Annotated in this window: 16 protein-coding genes; 8 read left to right on the top strand and 8 right to left on the bottom strand. The window is 68.8% G+C overall.

Annotated elements, in window-relative coordinates; genetic code table 11:
- Window positions 1-208 precede the first annotated feature (208 nt).
- Complete coding sequence (locus tag KXD96_RS01010) at window positions 209-2,323, top strand: acyl-CoA dehydrogenase (RefSeq protein ID WP_260742365.1); 2,115 nt, start codon at window positions 209-211, stop codon at window positions 2,321-2,323.
- A 50-nt stretch (window positions 2,324-2,373) separates the two neighbouring features.
- On the opposite strand, the gene KXD96_RS01005 is transcribed toward KXD96_RS01010, so the two are convergent.
- Window positions 2,374-3,207: a class I SAM-dependent methyltransferase gene (locus KXD96_RS01005; protein ID WP_260742364.1), complete on the bottom strand. Its 834-nt coding sequence runs from the start codon at window positions 3,205-3,207 to the stop codon at window positions 2,374-2,376.
- Between the two features lie 568 nt (window positions 3,208-3,775).
- Here KXD96_RS01005 and KXD96_RS01000 point away from each other — a divergent pair.
- Window positions 3,776-6,349, top strand: a complete 2,574-nt coding sequence (locus KXD96_RS01000) for a cation-translocating P-type ATPase (RefSeq protein ID WP_260742363.1) — start codon at window positions 3,776-3,778, stop codon at window positions 6,347-6,349.
- A complete protein-coding gene (locus tag KXD96_RS00995) occupies window positions 6,346-6,567 on the top strand; it encodes a hypothetical protein (protein WP_260742362.1) in 222 nt (73 codons plus the stop codon). Before KXD96_RS01000 ends, KXD96_RS00995 begins: the two co-directional genes overlap by 4 nt.
- Window positions 6,568-6,645: 78 nt before the next feature.
- Here KXD96_RS00995 and KXD96_RS00990 read toward each other — a convergent pair whose 3' ends face one another.
- Window positions 6,646-7,173, bottom strand: a complete 528-nt coding sequence (locus tag KXD96_RS00990; protein ID WP_260742361.1) for a hypothetical protein — start codon at window positions 7,171-7,173, stop codon at window positions 6,646-6,648.
- Between the two features lie 50 nt (window positions 7,174-7,223).
- The gene (locus tag KXD96_RS00985) at window positions 7,224-8,306 is read right to left on the bottom strand and encodes a ferredoxin--NADP reductase (RefSeq protein WP_260742360.1); all 1,083 of its coding nucleotides are present in this window, start codon (window positions 8,304-8,306) and stop codon (window positions 7,224-7,226) included.
- Window positions 8,307-8,451: 145 nt separating this feature from the next.
- Between KXD96_RS00985 and hsaA the strand changes: the two genes are divergently transcribed.
- From hsaA to hsaB, 4 genes are read left to right on the top strand one after another with little or no spacing between them, the layout of a single operon-like run.
- A complete protein-coding gene (gene hsaA, locus KXD96_RS00980; RefSeq protein WP_260742359.1) occupies window positions 8,452-9,636 on the top strand; it encodes a 3-hydroxy-9,10-secoandrosta-1,3,5(10)-triene-9,17-dione monooxygenase oxygenase subunit in 1,185 nt (394 codons plus the stop codon).
- A 3-nt stretch (window positions 9,637-9,639) separates the two neighbouring features.
- Window positions 9,640-10,512 carry a 4,5:9,10-diseco-3-hydroxy-5,9,17-trioxoandrosta-1(10),2-diene-4-oate hydrolase gene (gene hsaD / locus KXD96_RS00975; protein ID WP_260742358.1) on the top strand — a complete coding sequence of 291 codons (873 nt, stop codon included), beginning with the start codon at window positions 9,640-9,642 and terminating at the stop codon, window positions 10,510-10,512.
- Entirely contained in the window at window positions 10,512-11,414 is a 903-nt protein-coding gene (gene hsaC, locus KXD96_RS00970; protein WP_260742355.1) for an iron-dependent extradiol dioxygenase HsaC, read from the top strand. Before hsaD ends, hsaC begins: the two co-directional genes overlap by 1 nt.
- Before the next feature lie 2 nt (window positions 11,415-11,416).
- Window positions 11,417-11,980 (top strand): 3-hydroxy-9,10-secoandrosta-1,3,5(10)-triene-9,17-dione monooxygenase reductase subunit, encoded by a 564-nt coding sequence (hsaB, locus tag KXD96_RS00965; RefSeq protein ID WP_260742354.1) that lies wholly within the window; start codon window positions 11,417-11,419, stop codon window positions 11,978-11,980.
- A gap of 172 nt (window positions 11,981-12,152) precedes the next feature.
- Here the strand turns inward: hsaB and KXD96_RS00960 are convergent, their stop codons facing one another.
- The 3 genes from KXD96_RS00960 to KXD96_RS00950 all read right to left on the bottom strand — a co-directional run bounded on the left by KXD96_RS00960 (window position 12,153) and on the right by KXD96_RS00950 (window position 16,720).
- Window positions 12,153-12,569 carry a hypothetical protein gene (locus KXD96_RS00960; RefSeq protein WP_260742352.1) on the bottom strand — a complete coding sequence of 139 codons (417 nt, stop codon included), beginning with the start codon at window positions 12,567-12,569 and terminating at the stop codon, window positions 12,153-12,155.
- A gap of 247 nt (window positions 12,570-12,816) precedes the next feature.
- Window positions 12,817-15,969 (bottom strand): protein kinase domain-containing protein, encoded by a 3,153-nt coding sequence (locus tag KXD96_RS00955; protein WP_260742351.1) that lies wholly within the window; start codon window positions 15,967-15,969, stop codon window positions 12,817-12,819.
- 148 nt (window positions 15,970-16,117) lie between these two features.
- The gene (locus tag KXD96_RS00950; protein ID WP_260742349.1) at window positions 16,118-16,720 is read right to left on the bottom strand and encodes a DsbA family protein; all 603 of its coding nucleotides are present in this window, start codon (window positions 16,718-16,720) and stop codon (window positions 16,118-16,120) included.
- Between the two features lie 91 nt (window positions 16,721-16,811).
- Between KXD96_RS00950 and KXD96_RS00945 the strand changes: the two genes are divergently transcribed.
- Window positions 16,812-17,642: an arylamine N-acetyltransferase gene (locus tag KXD96_RS00945; protein WP_260742348.1), complete on the top strand. Its 831-nt coding sequence runs from the start codon at window positions 16,812-16,814 to the stop codon at window positions 17,640-17,642.
- On the opposite strand, the gene KXD96_RS00940 is transcribed toward KXD96_RS00945, so the two are convergent.
- Together KXD96_RS00940 and KXD96_RS00935 are read right to left on the bottom strand one after the other, a co-directional pair.
- On the bottom strand, window positions 17,639-18,796 hold the full coding sequence (locus KXD96_RS00940; protein WP_260742347.1) for a pyridoxal phosphate-dependent aminotransferase: 1,158 nt from the start codon (window positions 18,794-18,796) through the stop codon (window positions 17,639-17,641). The two genes, KXD96_RS00945 and KXD96_RS00940, sit on opposite strands and share 4 nt — an antisense overlap.
- Window positions 18,793-19,725 carry an acyl-CoA dehydrogenase family protein gene (locus tag KXD96_RS00935; RefSeq protein WP_260745576.1) on the bottom strand — a complete coding sequence of 311 codons (933 nt, stop codon included), beginning with the start codon at window positions 19,723-19,725 and terminating at the stop codon, window positions 18,793-18,795. The genes KXD96_RS00940 and KXD96_RS00935 overlap by 4 nt, the downstream gene beginning before the upstream one ends.
- Between the last annotated feature and the right edge of the window lie 6 nt (window positions 19,726-19,731).

The following is a 19,731-nucleotide window of genomic DNA, read 5'->3' as shown; positions in this document are numbered from 1 at the left end:
GTGAATTTCCCACCTCCGTACCGCCGGGACAACCGCGTGTGCTGCTGTGATGGCGTTCGACTTGACGGTCGATCGCTGGCACTATTAGAACACGTTCTAGTCTGCGACGAGGCGGGTTGCGCAGTCACCCGAGGCGAGCAGGAGAATCGAGAGCTAGGGGTCGTAGGCCCCACGTCACGTCGAGTCGAAGGACGCGGAGGTCCCGAGGGTGGTAGCGACCGTCACAGACGAGCAGTTTGCCGCGCGCGCCCTGGTGCGCGACTGGGCCCGCAATTCGACGTCGGGGCCGGGCGGGACGACGGCGATCCGCGAGGTCGAACAGGGTGACGCGGACGCGTGGCGCCCGGTCTTCGCCCGCCTGGCCGAGCTGGGCATCTTCGGCGTCGCAATCCCGGAGGACCACGGTGGGGCAGGCGGCAGCGTCGAGGACCTGTGCGCCATGGTGGAGGAAGCGGCCAAGGCGCTGATTCCCGGTCCGGTGGCGACCACCGCGCTGGCGACGCTGGTCGTCACCGACCCGGAACTGTTGGCGCAACTGGCCGCCGGCGAACGCTTCGCCGGGCTGGCGCTGGACGGTGACGCCCGGTTCGACGGCGAGCGCGCGTCGGGCACGCTGCCGCTCGTGCTGGGCGCCGCCGACGGCGCTGTGGTGCTTTTGCCGGCCGCCGGGACGTGGCTTTTGGTCGACACCGCCGGTGACGGCGCGCAGCTCGAGCCGCTGGAGGCCACCGACTTCTCCCGGCCGTTGGCCCGCGTGGTGCTGACGTCGGCGCCGGCCACCGTCATCGATTCCCCCGAACGTGTCGAGGAGCTCGCGGCGACCGTGCTGGCGGCCGAGGCGGCCGGCCTGACCCGGTGGGCGCTGGACACCGCCGTCGCCTACGCCAAGGTCCGCGAGCAGTTCGGCAAGCCGATCGGCAGCTTCCAGGCCGTCAAGCACCTGTGCGCGGAGATGCTGTGTCGCGCCGAGCAGACCGAGGTGGCGGCCGCCGACGCCGCCCGTGCAGCAGCGGATTCCGATCCGGAGCAGTTCTCGGTCGCGGCCGCTGTGGCCGCCGCCATCGGCATCGCTGCCGCGAAGGCGAACCTCAAGGACTGCATCCAGGTGCTCGGGGGCATCGGCTGCACCTGGGAGCACGACGCGCACCTGTACCTGCGCCGGGCGCATGCCATAGGCCGCTTCTTGGGTGGCGCTGAGCGCTGGTTGCGTCGCATCACCGAACTGACCCAGGCCGGTGTGCGGCGGCGCCTGGGGATCGACCTCACCGACGTCGAACACCAGCGCGTGGAGATCGCCGCCGCCGTCGCCGAAATCGCCGCGCTGCCCGAGGAGAAGCGGCAGGCCGCCCTGGCCGAGGCCGGGCTGCAGGCGCCGCACTGGCCGCCGCCGCACGGGCGCGGGGCGTCGCCCGCCGAACAGCTGCTGATCGATCAGGAACTGGCGGTGGCGGGCGTGGTTCGTCCGGACCTGGTGATCGGCTGGTGGGCCGCGCCGACCATCCTCGAGCACGGCACCCCGGAGCAGATCGAGCGCTTCGTGCCGGGCACCCTGCGCGGTGAATTCCTTTGGTGCCAGCTATTTTCCGAGCCTGGAGCCGGCTCCGATCTGGCGTCGCTGCGCACCAAGGCCGTGCGCGGCGAGGGCGGCTGGCTGCTCACCGGCCAGAAGGTGTGGACGTCGGCCGCACACAAGGCGCGGTGGGGTGTGTGCCTGGCGCGCACCGACCCCGACGCGCCGAAGCACAAGGGCATCACCTACTTCCTGGTGGACATGGCCTCACCCGGTATCGAGATCCGCCCGCTGCGCGAGATCACCGGTGACTCGCTGTTCAACGAGGTCTTCCTGGACAACGTGTTCGTCCCCGACGAGCTGGTGGTCGGCGCGGTCAACGACGGCTGGCGGCTGGCCCGGACCACGCTGGCCAACGAGCGCGTCGCGATGGCGACCGGCACCGCGCTGGGCAACCCGATGGAGGAGCTGCTCGAGGTGCTGGCCGAGCTCGACCTCGATGCCGCGCAGCAGGACCGGCTGGGCCGGCTGATCGCCATCGCCCAGACCGGCGCGCTGCTGGACCAGCGGATCGCCCAGCTCGCCGTGGGCGGGCAGGATCCGGGGGCGCAATCCAGCGTCCGCAAGCTCATCGGCGTGCGCTACCGGCAGGCGCTGGCCGAGTACACGATGGACGTCTCCGAGGGCGGCGGCCTGGTGCGCAACCGCGCGGTGTTCGACTTCCTGAACACCCGCTGCCTCACCATCGCCGGCGGCACCGAGCAGATCCTGCTCACCGTCGCCGCCGAGCGGCTCCTCGGCCTACCGCGCTGACGGACTTCGCGCCTGCACGGCCGAAAGACCCTCCGGCCCCGGATTTGATCTCACGCGTCTGACCCGAAGTGGTATTGCAGGCCGCGCCCGAGTCGCCTTATCGGCCTGATGCGGAACAAGATCTGCATCATTCGCCAATACAACGGTGAGTAGTGCCGTTTGATCTCTTGGGCATCGGCGAACCACCATTCGCCGTCGAACACCAGCCCCGGTACGGCCCGTTCGAGGTCGCGCGGATCGTCGATGCTCCAATCCAACTGCGCGCCAGAGGCTTTGACCGGAGGATAGTGCTGCATGAGCCATACTCCAGCCCGGCTGTAGCCATCGAAAAGCAGTTCACCCGCGGGGAAATGCCCGACGATGCGCCGCAACATCGCCACGCCGTCGGCGCGCTGTAGATACGGTGTCAGCCCCTCTGCGACAACCAGGACCGGCCGGTCCCCGGCGATCTCGCCGACCAGCCTCGGGTCGGTGACCGAGGCGCCGACAAGGTGCAATCCCGCGCGCGGTTCAAACAGCTTGCGGCGCAACGCGATAACGTCGGGTAGATCGACGTCATACCAGTCGGCAGTGGGCGGCGGGTTGACGCGGTAGGCCCGCGTGTCGAGTCCGCAGCCCAGATGCAGTACGACACAGTCGGGGTGATCGTCGAGAAAGCGCATCACCCGCCGGTCGTAGGCCTTGGAGCGAACCGCGGAGGATTGTTGATCGCGAGGGCGCATGCGCAGGGTGCTGAAGTCGTAGTCGAGGCGCCGCACGGCCCTGTCGGCTTCCCGGTCGCCGAGGATGGAATCGGGCCGTCGGCTGTCCAGAGCCTTGCCGTAGAGGGTGACCAGCGCGGTCTGCTGCGTCCCGTTGAGGCTGACCTCTATGTGATCAGCCATGGTCAGTGCGGGGTTGCCGACGGCGCTCAGCTGAGGGCCGTGCGAGGACGCCCAGCGCCCGGAGTGCGGGCGTCACGAGCACCGCCTGGCGCTTGAGGTGCAATTTCTCCGGGAAGCCCGCATGTCAAAATCGTGAACACACCGCACGCCGCAAAGGCGGCAATCCCGGGAACGAGTTGCAGACTTCGCGTTTCATGTCGATCCCCTTCATCAGCTCATTGCCAGACTAGTTTGGGCCTTCCGACGCACCGGGAGGTAGAGGACGAAGTCCTCAGCCACGGGCCTCCATGGGGCGTACCGGTCGCGGCCGGTCTTGCCTGGCGAGAAGTGCTCGTGCGCAACGGGGTTCGCGGCAAAATGGCAATGGGCTCCGCTGCAACGCCGCCAGCATCTCGTGCGGCCTTGCGGCTAAGCTCGGGTGGGGCGTCGCCCCGCCGGGGCCTTTCGGCACTGGCCGGGCACGACCGACGCTCGCTTTACTGAGTCAAACACCGGTGTGGGGAGGGAGCCATGTCGCGGGCGCGCGACATGCCGCGGTCTTGCACGAACGACGGGAGCAGGGCGTCACGTGTCGCTTACAGCTGATGGTCTGGCCGTTGGGCTGACGTCGGAGGTGGCCGCGCGCCGGCTGGCGGTCGACGGGCCGAACGAGTTGCCCACGGCTCAGCGCCGCAATATCTTCCGTGAGGCGTGGGATGTGATCCGCCAGCCCATGCTGTTGCTTCTGCTCGGTGCCGGCACGGTCAATTTCCTTCTGGCCGAGCCGCTCGACGGCGCGATGTTGATGGCGTTCGTGGTCGTGGTCATCGTGATCTCGATCTACCAGGAGCACAAGACCGAGCGGGCGTTGGCCGCGCTGCGGGATCTGTCGTCACCGCGGGCGCTCGTCGTGCGTGACGGCGTGCAACGGCGCATAGCGGGCAGGGACGTGGTGCGCGGCGACCTGCTGATGCTGGCCGAGGGTGACCGGGTGCCCGCCGACGCTGCGCTGGTGGACTGTGCGAACTTCTCCGTCGACGAATCGGCGCTGACGGGTGAGTCCGTGCCGGTGCGGAAGGTAGCGGCCGACTCTTCGGCCTTGTCGGCGGCGATGGGGCGTGCGGGTGGTGATGCGACGCCGTGGGTCTTCTCGGGCACCCTGGTGGTCAAAGGCCATGGTATGGCCGTCGCCAAGGCAACCGGCGCGGGCACCGAGCTGGGCAAGATCGGGGCGGCCCTGCGGACCATCGAGCCGCAGCGCACCCCGCTGCAGCGCGAAATCGACCGACTGGTCCGGGTTTTGGCCGTCTTCGGGATGGCGGCCGCGGCCGTCGTAGTGGTGGTCTACGGGTTGACCCGCGGCAATTGGCTGGCCGGGCTGCTCGCCGGCATCGCGACCGCGATGGCGCTGCTGCCCGAAGAGTTTCCCGTCGTGCTCACCGTGTTCATGGCGCTGGGCGCCTGGCGAATGTCCCGCAGGCATGTGCTCACGCGCAGGCCCCCCGTGGTCGAAACGCTGGGATCGGCGACCGTGCTGTGCGTGGACAAGACCGGCACCTTGACGTTGAACCAGATGACGGTGCGGCAGCTGATCGTCGACGGGCAGGCCTTCACCTGCGATGGCCAACCGCTGCCGGAGGAGTTTCACACACTCGCGGAGTTCTCCGTGCTGGCCTCTCCGATCGATCCGTTCGATCCGATGGACAAGGCGTTCAAGGATCTCGGCGCAAAGTATCTGTTCGGCAGCCCGCATGTGCACGCGGATTGGGAACTGGTCCGGGAGTATCCGCTGTCCGAAGCGCTGCTGGCCCTCTCGCACGTGTGGCGCTCACCCGGCGGGGAACGCTATGTGATTGCCGCCAAGGGCGCCCCGGAGGCGATCGCCGACCTGTGTCACTTCGGCGCCGAACGGCTTGCGTCGCTGGCCGCTCAAGTCGAACAGGCCACCGCCGGCGGTCAGCGGGTGCTGGCCGTTGCGCGCGCAGGATTCGACGCCGACAGCGCGTTGCCCGTCCAGCAGCATGATTTCGACTTCGAATTCCTCGGTCTCGTCGGCCTGCAGGACCCGGTTCGCCCGGGCGTGGCCGACGCCGTCGAGGAATGCCGGGGCGCGGCGATACGGACCGTTATGATCACCGGCGACTATCCCGGGACAGCCTTGGCCATCGCGCGCGAAATCGGCCTGGACCACGCCGCCGGCTGCGTCACCGGTGCCGAACTCGACACGATCCCGAAAGCCGAACTGGCGGAACGCATTCGCTCGGTTAGCGTGTTCGCGCGGATGGTTCCCGACCAGAAGCTCGCGCTGGTCCGGGCACTGCAGGCCAACGGCGAGGTCGTCGGGATGACGGGCGACGGCGTCAACGACGCGCCCGCGCTGCGCGCCGCCGACATCGGCATCGCGATGGGAGCACACGGCACGGACGTCGCCCGTGAATCGGCGGCGCTGGTGATCACCGACGACGACTTCACCTCCATCGTGGGCGGCATACGTCAGGGCCGGGGCATCTTCGACAACCTGCGCAAAGCGATGGCCTACGTCATCGCGGTGCACCTGCCGATCGTCGGCATGTCGCTGATCCCCGTCTTCGTCGCGCACTGGCCGCTGGTCCTGCTGCCCGTACAGATCGCGTTCCTGGAACTCATCATCGACCCCGCCTGCTCGGTCGTCTTCGAGGCGGAGCAGATCGATCCGGCGATCATGCGGCAACCACCGCGCGGGCTGCACGAGCCGATGTTCGGCCGGCGCGTGCTGACCATCGCTGCGCTGCAGGGGTTGTCGGCGCTGACCGCCACCGCGGCGGTCTACGTGTGGGCCGTGCTCAGCGGAAGGGCCGACGATGTGGTGCGCTCGATCACTTTCGCGACGCTCGTCGTGGGCAACCTGGCACTGATTTTGGTGAATCGCTCATGGAGGCTTCCGGTGTGGCGAGCGTTCCAGCAGCGCCGCAACCCGGCGCTCAAATGGATCCTGGGCGGTGCGGCCGTGCTTCTCGTTCCCGTGCTGTCCGTTCCGGGGCTGCGCCACGCGTTCAAGTTCGGCCAGATCACGCTCGGTCAATGGTGTGTGGCCGTCGTCGCCGGAATCATTGGTGTCGCCTGGTTCGAGCTCTACAAGACCGTCACCGCGCACCGGCATCCTCGCCGGGTGAGGCCGTCGTGACCTATTCGGGGATCTCGGTGGGCCTGCAGCTCGGCACCCAGCCCCCGCTCGGTGCCACCCGCGCCTTCCTTCTCGGAGCCCGGGCGATGCGGCTGGACTCCGTCATGCTCATCGATCACTTCCAAAACGTCTTCCCCAGTGTCATCTGGGACAAGGAGCTGACGTGGCTCGCCGCGCAGCGCCCGGGCCACCGGGCGTGTCGCGCGGTCACTTCGTGACCGCACGTGGCGCGGCAGTTAGGCCGAAGGCCGGTGCGTTGAGCGACGGCCGGGCCAGATCCGCGAATCCCCGGAGAACTAGGAGAACGTCGTCTGGGCGCAGGTGCTGGGGGAGGTGGTGTTGACCCCGGGATAGACCACCTGGATGTGGGTGCAGACGATGACGTTGTTGTCGGTCTTGGGTTGGCCCGTCTGCCAATCGGTGGAGTCGATGCGCCCGGTCGTCTGATACTTGTCGGGCGGTCCCTCACCGAAGTAGACGGTGGTGATCTCGTCGGACCCCATGGACTTGTTGATCCGCTCGTACTGGCCGGTGGCGTGCGCGTCCAGGTAGGCCAGCCGGCTCGAGGACCGGATCTCAGTGGTCTGGCGGGCCCACAGGCCGGGCGGGAAGCCGGTCACCCCGTCGGGCGTCAGCATGTCTGCCCCGGCGGTGAAGTCGCAGTGGCCGTCGGACTTGAAGCAATTCAGGACCACGCGCGTCTCCAGCTGGTTGGGTCCGTCCAGCGGGAACAACGTGGTGGCGGTGTTGCTGGCCGCGCCGGCAGCCGGGGCGAACGTCAACGCCGTTCCGACCACCGCAAACCCCGCTATCAGTCGCTTCATGCTGCTCCCCTTTCGGTTCGCCAACGCCAGGGGCGAACCTAGCCCCGCGACTATTCGTCGTAGGTGACTTCCACCGAATCAGATTCCGGGTGAGATTGACAGGCCAGGATGAGGCCTTCGTCGAGGTCCTGCTGCTCGAGCACGTCGTTGACCTCCATGCTCACCTTCCCGCTGCGCAAGGTGCAAGCGCACGCGCCGCAGTGGCCCTCGCGGCAGGAGAAGGGCGCATCCAGACCTTTCGCGAGCAGCACGTCGAGCAACTTGGCGTTGCGCGGCCACGACACGGTATGGGTTTCACCGTCCAGCTGCACCACCGCGGTGGCCGGCGGCTGGTCGCCCGGCGCGGTGTCGTCGATCTTCACCGCCGCGAACGGGTCGGATTCCAAAGACTTGAACACTTCGATATGGACTTGCGGCGCAGGAACTTTCAGCGATTCCAGCGCTTCGCGGGCGGCGTCCATGAACGGGCCGGGCCCGCAGATGTACACGGGGCGATCGGTATACGGGGCGGCGAGCTTCGCCAGCGCGGTCACGCTCGGCAGCCCCTGCAGCGATTCCAGCCAGTGCACCACCGTGAACCGGTCGGGATACTTGGCGGACAGTTCGCGCAGCGTATCGGCGAAGATGACCGACTTCTCGTCGCGGTTGGCATAGAGCAGCGTCACCTGGCCGCCGCCCTCGGCGAGGGCCGATTTGGTGATCGACATGATCGGGGTGATCCCGCTGCCCGCCGCCATCAGCAGGAAGTCGTCGTCGAGCGTTTTCGGCACGAAGTTGCCCGACGGGGCCAGCACGTGGATCCGCATGCCCGCCCGTGCGTGCTCACATAGCCAGTTCGACGCGTATCCGTCCGCCGTCCGTTTGACCGTGACGGTGAGCGCGTCGTCGGTGAACGGTGAGCTGCACAGCGAGTAGCAGCGGGCCACCGACCCGGTGCGCTCGCTGGGAACGCGCAGCGTCAAGAACTGGCCGGGGGCATAGCGGAGCCGTTCGGGCGGGATGGCGGGGTCGCCCGGCTCGTCGGGGACCGCGAACACCAGCGACCGCGCGTCGTCCGTCTCGGCGACGACCTCGGCGATCTGCAGTTCAAGGACGTGGTCGCCGAGCGGCTCGTCGAGATTGGCCTCGGCCAAGACCCATCCTCCCTCTCGCTACAACTAGAACATGTTACAGAAAAGTGGATTCGTATCGCTACCAGCCGCAGGAATACCCTGCTCGACACAAATCGGAACGTGTTCTAGTCTCTGGTGTAAGTCCGCACTCCAGGAGGCAAACCTAGTGACGTCCATTCAACAACGTGACGCGCAGTCTGTTTTGGCCGGCATCGACGATCTGCTGCCGCGGATTCGGGAGCGCGCCCAGGCGACGGAGGATTTGCGCCGGCTGCCCGACGAGACCGTTCAGGACTTGCAGGACATCGGCTTCTTCACCCTGCTGCAGCCCGAACAGTGGGGCGGACTGCAGTGCGACCCCGCGCTGTTCTACGAGGGCGTCCGCCGCCTGGCCAGCGCGTGCGGCTCGACCGGCTGGGTGAGCTCGATCATCGGCGTGCACAACTGGCACCTGGCGTTGTTCGACCAGCAGGCACAGGAGGAGGTCTGGGGCGACGACCCCAACACCCGCATCTCGTCGTCGTACGCCCCGATGGGCGCGGGCGTCGTGACCGACGGTGGCTACCTGGTCAACGGCTCGTGGAACTGGTCGTCGGGCTGCGACCACGCCTCGTGGACGTTCGTGGGCGGCCCGGTCATCAAGGACGGCCGGCCGGTGGACTTCGGCAGCTTCCTCATCCCGCGCACCGAGTACCGCATCGACGACGTGTGGCATGTCGTCGGCCTGCGCGGCACCGGCAGCAACACGCTCGTCGTCAAGGACGTCTTCGTGCCCCGGCACCGGTTCCTGTCCTACAAGGCGATGAACGACGGCACCGCCGGCGGCTACCAGACGAACACCGCCCCGGTCTACAAGATGCCTTGGGGCACAATGCATCCCACCACCATCTCCGCTCCGATTGTCGGCATGGCCTACGGCGCGTACGACGCGCACGTGGAGCACCAGGGCAAGCGGGTGCGCGCGGCGTTCGCCGGGGAGAAGGCCAAGGACGACCCGTTCGCCAAGGTGCGCATCGCCGAGGCGGCCAGCGACATCGACGCGGCGTGGCGCCAGTTGAGCGGCAACGTCGCCGACGAGTACGCATTGTTGTCCGCCGGCAAGGAGATCCCCTTTGGGCTACGCGCCCGCGCCCGCCGCGACCAGGTGCGGGCGACCGGGCGCGCGATCGCCTCCATCGACCGGCTGTTCGAGGCTTCCGGCGCCACCGCCCTGGCCAACGACCAACCCGTGCAACGCTTTTGGCGGGACGCACACGCCGGCCGGGTGCACGCGGCCAACGATCCCGAGCGGGCTTACCAGATCTTCGGAAACAACGAGTTCGGGTTGCCGCCTGGCGACACGATGGTCTAGCGCATGACCGCGACCGAGGAATTGACGTTCGAGTCCACCTCGCGTTTCGCTGAAGTCGATGTCGACGGACCGCTGAAGCTGCACTACCACGAGGCCGGGGTCGGCAACGGCCAGACCGTTGTGCTGCTGCACGGCGGCGGTCCCGGCGCGGCGAGCTGGACGAACTTCTCCCGCAACATTCCGGTGCTGGCGCAGCGGTTTCATGTGCTGGCCGTCGATCAGCCCGGCTACGGGCTTTCCGACAAGCGCGCCGAACACGGGCAGTTCAACCACTACGCCTCGCGGGCGCTCAAGGGTCTCTTCGACCAGCTCGGGCTGGGACGCGTTCCGCTGGTGGGTAATTCGCTGGGCGGTGGCACCGCGGTCCGCTTCGCCCTGGACTATCCGGACCGGGCCGGCAGGCTGGTGTTGATGGGACCCGGCGGGCTGAGCATCAACCTGTTCGCCCCCGATCCGACCGAAGGCGTCAAGCGGCTGGGAAAGTTCTCGGCCGAACCCACTCGGGAGAACCTCGAGGCATTCCTGCGGGTGATGGTCTACGACCAGAAGCTGATCACGCCCGAGCTGATCGACGAGCGGTTCGCGCTGGCCAGCACGCCGGAATCGCTGAGGGCGACGCGGGCGATGGGAATGTCGTTCGCGGGGGCCGATTTCGAGCTCGGCATGATGTGGCGGGAGGTGCACCGGCTGCGCCAGCCCGTGCTGTTGATCTGGGGCCGCGAGGACCGGGTCAACCCGCTGGACGGCGCGCTGGTCGCGCTGAAGACCATTCCGCGTGCGCAGCTCCACGTTTTCGGGCAATGTGGGCATTGGGCGCAGGTGGAGAAGTTCGACGAGTTCAACAAGTTGACCGTTGATTTCCTGGGAGGTGCGTGATGAGCATCCGTTCGCTGGGCTATCTGCGCATCGAGGCCACCGACATGGCGGCCTGGCGTGACTACGGCCTGAAGGTGCTCGGCATGGTCGAGGGCAAGGGCAACACGGAGGGCGCACTGTACCTGCGGATGGACGACTTCCCGGCCCGGCTGGTGATCGTGCCCGGCCAGCGGGACCACCTCATGGAGGCGGGCTGGGAATGCGCCAACGCCGAAGGGCTGCAAGAGATCCGGAACCGGCTCGACGTCGAGGGCGTGCCGTACAAGGAGGCCACCGCCGCCGAGCTGGCGGATCGCCGGGTCGCCGAGATGATCCGGTTCTCCGACCCCTCCGGCAACTGCCTGGAGGTTTTCCACGGGGTCGCGCTGGAGCACCGCCGCGTCGTCAGCCCGTACGGGCACAAGTTCGTCACCGGCGAGCAGGGCCTGGGGCACGTGGTGTTGTCCACCCGCGATGACGACGAGTCGTTGCACTTCTACCGGGACGTGCTGGGATTCAAGCTGCGCGACTCGATGCGGATGCCGCCGCAGGTGGTGGGCCGGCCCGCCGACGGGGCGCCCGCGTGGCTACGGTTCTTCGGCTGCAACCCGCGTCACCACAGCCTGGCCTTCCTGCCGCTGCCGACGCCCAGCGGCATCGTGCACCTGATGGTGGAGGTCGAGAACTCCGACGACGTGGGGCTGTGCCTGGACCGGGCGCTGCGCCGCAAGGTGCCCATGTCGGCCACGCTGGGCCGACACGTCAACGACCTGATGCTGTCCTTCTACATGAAGACACCCGGCGGGTTCGACGTCGAATTCGGTTGCGAGGGAAGGCAAGTCGAGGACACTGACTGGGTCGCCCGGGAAAGCACCGCCGTGAGTTTGTGGGGCCACGACTTCACGGTCGGCGCGCGCGGATAGCCATGTCTGCGCAGATCGATCCGCGGGCCTTCCGGCAGGTGCTGGGCCAGTTCTGCACCGGCATCACGATCATCACCACCGTGCACGACCAGGTCCCGGTCGGCTTCGCCTGCCAGTCTTTCGCGGCGTTGTCGCTGGACCCGCCGTTGGTGTTGTTCTGCCCGACCAAGGTATCGCGGTCCTGGCAGGCCATCCAGGCCAGCGGGCGGTTCTGCGTCAACGTGCTGACCGAGAAGCAGAAACATGTCTCCGCGCGCTTCGGGTCGAAGGAACCCGACAAGTTCGCCGGTATCGACTGGCACGCCTCGGAACTCGGCTCGCCCATCATCGACGGGTCGCTGGCCCACATCGACTGCACGGTGGCGTCCGTGCACGACGGCGGCGACCACTTCGTGGTGTTCGGCGCGGTCCAATCGTTGTCGGAGGCACCAAAGATCAAGCCGCGCCCGCTGCTGTTCTATCGCGGGGAGTACACCGGGATCGAACCGGACAAGACCACGCCGGCGCAGTGGCGCGACGACCTGGAGGCGTTCCTCACCGCCACCACCCAGGACACCTGGCTCTAAACGTTTGCGCGAGCCGGGGCATCGCCCGCGTTGCGGATGTGGCGCCGTGGCGTCCCCTCGACGTTTCGCGCCGACGATTCCTCGCAAGCGGGCGGTGCCCCGGCCCGGTGTAAGTGGGCTACCCGATGGCTCGTTGAGGGGGCGATCCAGCGAGTAGCCCAGTGGCCCTTTTTCAGTCGCTGGCCGGCCGACCCGATCCGGTGTCGCGGCTTTTGCCGGCCTCCACGGCCTCGGGATCGGCCGCCTTCTTTCCGGGGTCAAGGCTGTCGGCACGGCTCCATTGCTCGTGGAGCTGCTCGCGCGATGCCGCGGCTTCGCTTTGATGCTCGGCCGCCCGCTCTTGCAGCCGTGCGGCTTCGGCCGCCTTGACCTCCGCCTCGGCCTGCGCAGCGCGAGCCTTGGCGGCAGTCTCCTGCGCAAGCGCTTCGCGCCGCTCCACCTTGGCCGCGGCCAGGCTCGCTTGCTCGCGAATCTGCTCGGCCTGCCGCTGCCGTCGACGGCGTCGCATGCCGGTGAACGCGAGGAGGCCGACGAGAATCAACAAGATCGCCGCCGCGGCGACCACGATCCAAATAGTGCTGCTGTTCATCGTCGGCTCCCATCGGATCGGCTGTCGGCTGTGCGGGGCACTGGCTCGTAGCAGGGTCCCCGTATTTGGCGCAAGTAAAACAACAGGTTGCGAAAACGGCGTCCGGCTGGTCTTGCGGTGCTGTTCCTCAGCGGCTGCCCGCGTGGCCGCGCCATTGCGGAGCAGACGGATCGTCATGGGTGATTACATCCACCGCGTGGCGCCGTACAACCGGTCCACGACCCTTCGCGCGCCCATGTCGGCGTCGCTACATGAAGTCCAGCGCCTCCACCGTCGCGATCGGGCCCTCGTGGGTGGGCCGGTTCGCGCCGCCGATGCAGTAGACGGTGTTACCCACCGTCGCCACCACCTCGGCGTGGCGGGCGGTGGGCATGGGCGGCAAGGTGCTCCACTTCGCGTCGGCGATGTCGTACATCTCGACCACGTTCAGCACCATCGTCGGCTCCTCGCCGCCGACCACCACGATGCGGCCGTCGATGTAGGTCGCGCCGTAGCTGCCACGCGGGGTCGGCATACCCACCAACTTGGTCCAGGTACCCGATTGCGGATCGAACCGCTCATTCGCCGCGGAGTTCTTGTCGGCGGAGAGGAACCGCCCGCCGATGGCGTACACGTAGGTGCCGTCCGACACCGCGGCCAGGTGTTCGCGGGGGGTTGGCATGTCGGCGGCGTCCTTCCACGAACTGCCGTCGAAGACCTCGGTCTGCGGGACGATCTGTTTGGCGTTCTGCCCACCCACCGCGACGAGTTTGTCACCCACCACCGCTGCGGCCGGCGCCGCGCGCGGGTGCCCGAGATGCGGCAGCTCAACCCAATTGCCGCCGCGCAGAGCGAACACCTTGTCCGACGCGTTGGCGAGTTGATCGCTCGCACCGCCGAGCACCACCACCTCGCCGCGGTAGGTCGCGGCCGTCGCGTGGTGCAGCGGGATGGGCAGCGGCGGCCCGGTCTGCCAGACGCCGGTGTGCGGGTCGTAGCTCTCGACGGTCTGCAGCGCGACGCCGTTCCGCAGGCCGCCCACGATCCAGATCTTGTCGCCCTGCACGGCCCACGCCGTCATCAGCCGGGGGGTCGGTGCGTCCGGCAGCGAGCGCCACTGCGACGCCGGCTGGATCCGGCGGGCCGGCAGCTTGAGCGCCTCCGCCGACGAGGTCGGCTGGCCGTCGCCGACCGCGGTCGACCCGCCGATCGCGTAGACGGACTTCTCCACCGCGTCGACGGCCATGCCGTGCCGCGCGGTCGTCATGTCGGGCAGTCCAGACCACGCCTTCGTCATCAGGTCGAACGCGGACACGCTCTTGAGCGGTTGCCCCGCGGACACGCCCCCGGCGGCGACCAGGCGCCCGTCGACGATGGCCACGCCGAGGTCGCTGCGCGGTTGGCCCAGCGCGGGCAGCGGTGTCCAGGTCTTCGCGGCCGGGTCGTAGGCCTCGACCGTGGCCAGGTCCGCGGTGCCGTTGGTGCCGCCCACGGTGTACACCAGCTTGCCGTCCGAGGCCCCGGCCAGCAGCTGGCGCGGGGTCGGGATGGGCGCGCCGAGGGTCCAGGTGTTGCCGTCGAACACCTCGGTGGTGTTCAGCAGCGCACCACTCGCGTCGACTCCGCCCGTAACGACCAGGCGGTCACCCACCACGGCCGCCGCCGCGGCCGCCCGGGGCTGCAGCAGGTGCGGAAGTTCGACCCAGCGGCTGTTGACCACGCGCCAAACCTGGTCGGTGGCAACGTTTTTGCCGCCTTCGGATTTCCAGCCGCCGAGGACGACGGGGTTACCCTGCCAGGTGACCGCCATCGCGTGCGAGACGGGGACCGGTAGGTCGTCGCCGCCCTTCCAGCTGTCGATAACGGGGTCATAGCCCTCCTGCAGTCCGGTGAGGGCGCCGTCGCTGCGGATTCCGCCGAAGATCCAGATCGTGCCGTCGGCCTGCGTGGTGGCCGCCGCGTCGCGCGAGATGCGCGCGTTGGTGATCGGCTTCCACTGCATGGGGGGCTCCGCGGTCGGTTGCCCCGAAGCGCCCTTCGAACCGGAGTTGTTGTCGGGTGAAAGCGCGAAATAGACACCGCCGATGACCAACAGCAGGACCGCCGCGAGCGCGCCGCCCGCCAACGCGACGCGGCTCCGCTTCTTTCCGGGCTCCGCGAACCACGCGGCCGCCCGCGCCCTGGGGCCGCGCGGCGGGCCCTGGGTGCCGCCGTTGTCGCCTGGCGGCGCGGCAGCCTTGGACGGCCGCACCTTCGGTTGCGTGGCCGACCCGCCGCGCAACAAGCCGGCCATTTTGGACAACTCGGCGGCACCCGGCTGCGGAAGAGCCTCGGTCTCCAGCGCGTGTTCGTGTTCGAGCGGCGTGCTGATCGCGGAGGTCGGGTCGTCGTGCCCTGTCGGCCCGCGCGGCGGGGCGGGCATGCTCGACGTGTCCAGGGCCGACGGCCGCGCCACCTCGCTGTGCCCGCCGGGCGGGGCAGGCGCGGCGGACGGGACATCGGCAGCCACGCCCGAGGGGCGCCCGGTGATGGCCATCGCGTCGGGTTTTAGACCGTTGCGGCGCTGGGCGGCCTGCAGCTCGCGGCCGAACTCCTCTGCCGAGGCGGGCCGCTCGGCAGGGTCGATCGACATCGCCCTCTCGATCGCCGAGCACACCGCGTCCGGGATCCCGTCGGGCCGCATGTCCGGGACGCCCGTGGTGCTGATCCGCAGATACTGCGCGATCAGGTCCTCGCCCTTCTTGCGCTCGTGTGCGGCGTTGCCCGCGATCAGTGCGTAGAGCGTCGCGCCCAGGGAGTACATGTCGGAGGCCACCGTCGCCGGGTTGCCCGTCATCACCTCGGGCGCGGTGTAGTCGATGGTGCCGGAGAAGAACCCGGTCGCCGTCTCGTACCCGCCCTCGATGTGGGCGATCCCGAAATCACTGAGTTGCGGCTCGCCGTAATCGTTCACGAGGATGTTCGCGGGCTTGATGTCGCGGTGCAGGGTTCCGGTTCGGTGCGCGGTTTCCAGTGCGCCGCACAGCTTTACGCCGATGTGCAACGCCTCGGGCCAGGCGACCGGCCCCTCCCGGCGCAGCCGGACCGCCAGCGAGTCCGCCGAGTGGTACGGCATCACGATGTAGGGCTTGCCGCTCGGGGTGACGCCCACCCGCAGGATGTTGACGATGTTCGGATGGCCGGAGAGCCCGCCCATCGCGTAGCCCTCACGGAGGAACCGCTCCCGGCTGTCGTCGTCGATGTGCGACGGCAGCACCTTCACCGCAACGCTTCGCCCCAGGGCCGTCTCGTAGCAGCAGTAGATGACCCCCGCCCCGCCCCGGGCCACCTGGCGGGCGTCCTCGAATCCCGCGGCCGCCAGCTCCGCGGCGATGCCGCTCGGTACCGGGGCGACACTGTCGGGCCTGGGCTCTTCAGGCATTTGCTGACGCTCAACCCTCCGCGAAATATATGATGGGCGAGCTCAAGGTTAAGCGCTCGGAACCTCGTCGGTGCGTCTTTCGGCAACCTTGGTTCACCGGGCCGCGATCGGTACCCGGAGCAGTTAGCCGGTTCGCCGGGTCGCGTGCTCAGCCGTCGATCGTCGGTGGGCCCTCGTGCGGCCGTTGCAGCGCGGCGAACTCAGGCACGCCGGCCATGGTGAGCACGGCCTGTAGCAGCCGAACGCCGTCCTGCGCGTTCGGTGCCCGGGTCAGGACCGGTCCGGAAAACGCGCGGCCATCGACCGCCATGATCGGGCTGCCGGCCTCGTCGCCCAGGGCATCCTGGCTGGCGTGGTGCGCCCGCCTGACCGCGTCGTCGAGGGCGCTGTCATCCAGCGCTTCGGCGAGGCCTTCCTCGAGGCCGTTCTCGGCGAGGGATTCGCGGATGGCGGCTGCGTCGAGCTCCTCCCCGCGCACGTGGACGCGCCGACCGATCGAGTCATACAGGCCCGCGAACGCGTCCGTGCCACCCTCGCCGGCGGCCGCGGCGAACAGCCGTCCCAGCCGCCTGGACCGCTCCATCATGCGTTGCTGCTTCGCGTCGGCGTCCTGACCCTCGTTGAGGACCGCCAGGCTCATCTGCCGCAGCGTGACCGGCGTGTGGGTCGACCGCGCGGCGTCGCGGAGCCAGCGTGCGGTCACCCAGGAGAACGGACAGACGGGATCGAGATACAGGTCGACGTCGGCCACGGGTTTCCTCCTTCGCGCTAAGAACCGGAATGAGGACGGCATACCCGCTAGCGGCCGTCGCACGCCTGGGCGTTGGCAGCAGAATGGGTCTATGACGCTGGACGTGGGCGAGTACTTCGATCGGATCGGCTATGGCGGAGCCGCGGCGGCCAACCTCGAGGTACTGCAGGCCTTGGTGAGCGCCCACACCAAGGCGATTCCCTTCGAGAACCTCGATCCGGTGATGGGGGTACCGGTCGACGACCTGAGCGCGGGAGCCCTCGCCCGCAAGCTGGTCCACCGGGGCCGCGGCGGCTATTGCTACGAGCAGAACGGCTTGATGGGATACGTGCTCGCCGAGCTCGGCTTCCGGGTGCGGCGCCTGGCCGGCCGGGTGGTCTGGATGCGGCCGCCCGACGCGCCGTCGCCGCCGCAGACCCACACCGCGTTGGCGGTGACGTTCCCGGGCTCCCACGGTTCGTACCTCGTCGACGTGGGTTTCGGCGGGCAGACCCCAACCTCGCCGCTGCGCATCGAGACCGGCACCGTCCAGCAGACAACGCACGAGCCCTACCGGCTGGAGGACCGCGGTGACGGCCTGGTCCTGCAGGCCCAGCTCCGCGGCGAGTGGCAACCCCTCTATGAGTTCAGCACCCGGACCGCGCCCGGCATCGACCTGGAAGTGGGCAGCTGGTTCGTCTCGACGCACCCCACGTCGCACTTCGTGACCGGCCTGACGGCCGCGCGCGTCACCGACGACGCCCGAATCAACCTGGCCGGCCGGAACCTGGCCATCCATCGCGCTGACGGCAGCGAGAAGATCCGCCTCGACGACGCGGCGGCGGTGGTCGACACCCTGAGCGAGCGGTTCGGCGTCAACGTGTGCGACGTCGGCGAGCGCGGCGCACTCGAGGCTCGCCTCGACAAGATCCTGGACGCCTAGAGCCAGGAACCGATCCGCCGCAGCGCCTCTTCGATGTCGCCCGTAGGCCCGGCGAACGACAGCCGCACGAACGAATTGCCGTGTGTCGTGTCGAAATCGATCCCCGGCGCGATGGCAACGCCGGTGTCGTTCAACAGTTTCGAGCAGAACGCCATCGAGTCCGTGGTGTGGGCCGAGACGTCGGCGTAAACGTAGAACGCGCCGTCGGTGGGTGCGAGTCGGTCGATGCCGATGCGGCGCAGCCCGTCCAGCAGCAGCGCGCGGTTGGTCGCGTAGTGGTGCAGGTTGCCGTCGGCTTCGGCGGTCGCCTCCGGGGTGAAGGCCGCCACCCCGGCGATCTGCGAGAGCACCGGCGGGCAGATGGTGAAGTTGCCGGTCAGGCGGTCCACCGCCCGCAGCAGCGCGGGCGGCACCAGCATCCAGCCCAGCCGCCAGCCGGTCATCGCGTAATACTTCGAAAAGCTGTTGACCACCACGGCGTCTCGCGATGTCTGCCAGGCGCAGCTGGTCCGCGGCGCGCCCTCGTAGACCAGGCCGTGGTAAACCTCGTCGCTGATCAGCCGCACACCGGACGCCTCGCACCATGAGGCGATGGCTGCCAACTCGGATGGCGCTATCACGGTCCCGGTCGGATTCGCCGGGCTGGCGACGATGACGCCGTGGGGCGGCGGGTCGAGTTCGGCGAGCATCTGCACGGTCGGCTGGAAACGGGTCTGCGGCCCGCAGGGGATCTCGACCACCTCACATCCCAACGCGGACAGGATGTTTCGATAGCACGGGTAGCCAGGACTGGCCAGCGCCACCCGATCACCCGCGTCGAAGCACGCCAGGAACGCTAGCAGGAATCCGCCGGAGGAACCGGTGGTGGCCACCACATCGTCGGGTTCGACCCGAAGTCCGTGCTGCCGTTGGTAATCCGCCGCTATCGCCGCGCGCAGCTCGGGAATGCCCAGCGTCACGCTGTAACCCAGTTCATTGAGGTGCAGGGCGGCGGCCGCGGCGGCGCGCACCGGCTCGGGCGCGCCCACGCTCGGCTGGCCGGCCGACAGGTTCACCAGGTCGCCGTGGCTGCGCTGGCGTTCGGCGGCCGCCAGCCACACGTCCATCACATAGAACGGGGGGATGGCGGCGCGCCGCGCGACATGGTCGTTCACGACGTCTCGAGCACCTCGGCCTCGAGTCGCGCGAGCACTTGTCGCGGTGTGCTGAGCAGATGCGCGCTGCCGTGGGCGCGTTTGAAATACAAGTGCATGTCGTGTTCCCAGGTGATCGCGATTCCGCCGTGCAACTGGATGCCTTCGGCGGCCGCGGTGCACAGCGCCTCGGTGGCGGCGAGGCGCGCGGTGGCCGCATTGGTCGGGGTGGGTTCGTTGCACGCGTCGGCCACGACGGCCTTCGCCGCGGCGATCGTGACGTACAGGTCGGCCATGCGATGTTTGAGCGCCTGGAAGCTGCCGATGGGCCGGCCGAATTGCACTCTGTTCTTGGTGTATTCGACGGTCAGCTCCAGGCAGCGCTCGGCGGCGCCGATCTGCTCGGCGGCCAGCAGGATGGCCGCGGTGTCGGCGAGGCCGGGATCGGCGCCGATCGTCTCGGTCTCCTCCGCCTCGACCCGCGCGAGCCGACGGGTCGGGTCCATGGTGGCGACGGGTTGCGCGCTGAACCGCGTCCACCGAACCAGCCGGCCGTCGGTGGCGGCGACCACGACGTCGGCGATGCCGCCGTTGACCACGTAGTCGGCGTCGAGCACCAACGCGCCGATCGAGGTACCCTCGGCGAGCTCACCCAGTGTCTTCGCGTCCGGCTCGGGCGCGGCCAGCAGCGCCAGCTCCGCCAGCGTGGTGCCGAGCAGCGGGGAAGGCACCAGGGCGCGGCCCAGCTCTTGCAAAACGGTTGCGGCATCGGTCAATTCGCCGCCCGCGCCGCCCAATTCCTCGGGGACGACCAGCGCGGCGGCGCCGACCTGCTCGCACAGCAGCCGCCACAGCGACTCGTCGTAGCCGCGCTCGGACTCCATCGCCGCGCGCACCGCGGCGGGGTTCGCGTGCTTGGCCACCAGCGCCGCGACGGTCTCCCGCAGCATCTCCCG

Source organism: Mycobacterium sp. SMC-2, from assembly GCF_025263485.1.
GTDB lineage: Bacteria > Actinomycetota > Actinomycetes > Mycobacteriales > Mycobacteriaceae > Mycobacterium.
The sequence above is the reverse complement of the archived record's forward strand: the minus strand, read 5'-3'. Positions and strand labels throughout refer to the sequence as shown.